The organism is bacterium endosymbiont of Bathymodiolus sp. 5 South (assembly GCF_900128535.1).
GTDB lineage: Bacteria > Pseudomonadota > Gammaproteobacteria > PS1 > Pseudothioglobaceae > Thiodubiliella.
The window spans coordinates 1-1,312 of the sequence record NZ_FQTR01000315.1 but is presented as its reverse complement, the minus strand read 5'-3'; the positions used below and the strand labels follow the sequence as shown (position 1 = coordinate 1,312).

The 1,312-nt window shown below is 33.2% G+C and carries 2 protein-coding genes; one reads left to right on the top strand and one right to left on the bottom strand.

The window, feature by feature from the left end:
* The first annotated feature begins 419 nt into the window (after window positions 1–419).
* Complete coding sequence (locus tag BBROOKSOX_RS11120) at window positions 420–857, top strand: hypothetical protein (protein WP_139661890.1); 438 nt, start codon at window positions 420–422, stop codon at window positions 855–857.
* A gap of 63 nt (window positions 858–920) precedes the next feature.
* Here the strand turns inward: BBROOKSOX_RS11120 and BBROOKSOX_RS11115 are convergent, their stop codons facing one another.
* Entirely contained in the window at window positions 921–1,160 is a 240-nt protein-coding gene (locus BBROOKSOX_RS11115) for a hypothetical protein (RefSeq protein ID WP_257607876.1), read from the bottom strand.
* Between the last annotated feature and the right edge of the window lie 152 nt (window positions 1,161–1,312).

The following is a 1,312-nucleotide window of genomic DNA, read 5'->3' as shown; positions in this document are numbered from 1 at the left end:
AAAAGTGGGTTTCTGATGATTGTTCCTATTTATGCAAAGATCTCTTATAGTTTACAAGGTAACTTGATAGCACAATATAGAAGCTTCCTGTATTGCCCTCAAAAACCAACCTCAAACCCAAAAAAACTTATTTTTTTTCAACAAGAAAACCAACAAAACCCCTAAGTTACCATTAAATTTTTATAAATATTCGCTTGCCCGAGTGAGATTATAAGCAACGACTCATTGCCTTTCCTTTGGGTGTTTGACACCCGCTCAAAAGACGGCTCAATTGAAAAAAGTGGCTTGAAATGTGTCTAACTAAATTAGACTGTCATTTCAACAAAAAAGTGTTACAATCAGCATACAACACAATAGAGTCGTATTAGTTTGGGTGTTTGAATTTTTAGAATAAAAATAAATTTAGGAGTTACTTACCGATGGCAGATCTTTCAACATATATAGAATTACACAATAATACACCTTATACTTTAAAGTTTGCGAGTGAAACTGAGGTGCATGGTGACTGGAATGTTCGGCCACCTGCTACAATTGCTTCTCTTAAATCTGCTTCATTTTCCATGAAAGACCCTTCATGGATTATTCCTGCAGGGTCGGAAGGGACTGTCACATATCAAGTTGCAGTTCCTGATACCAATGAAGAGAGCAATAAACCTCCTATTAATGTTACCTTTACTGTAAGGTTTTGTGACTCGTATTCTGCAGATAATAACTATTGTATTTTTATCACTTCTCATCCCGAATTATTCGCAATATATTTTGAAGCTAAAACTGGTAATGATGACTGGCATAAAAATCATTGTCCACGGAGCGGGCATCCAGTTTATTTACGACTTTTTATAAAAGCAACTTCATAAGCAAAATATTTATATCATTTTAAAACCACAAGGATAGCTTGTTATAGATTTGTCTACCACCGTTTATTTAGTAAATAATACTTTGTTTGAATTTAAGTTATCTGCAAAAATCAGTGATGCATGTTTATCAACCCCTTGTTTGATTTTTGGGTGCTTGGCAAGCGACAGATAATCATTTGAACAAAAATTTATCAAGGATTGCCCATTGATAATCAGTTGCGTATTTTGCGTATTTTCAGATATTTTTCTTGAGCGATACAGATGACTCTGTTTAAGGCTTGATAATTTTTTTGAAAAATCCATATATCTATTTTATAGTTTACAAGGTAACTTGATAGTACAATATAGAAGCTTCCTGTATTGCCCTCAAAAACCAACCTCAAACCCAAAAAAACTTATTTTTTTTCAACAAGAAAACCAACAAAACCCCTAAGTTACCATTAAATTCTTATAAA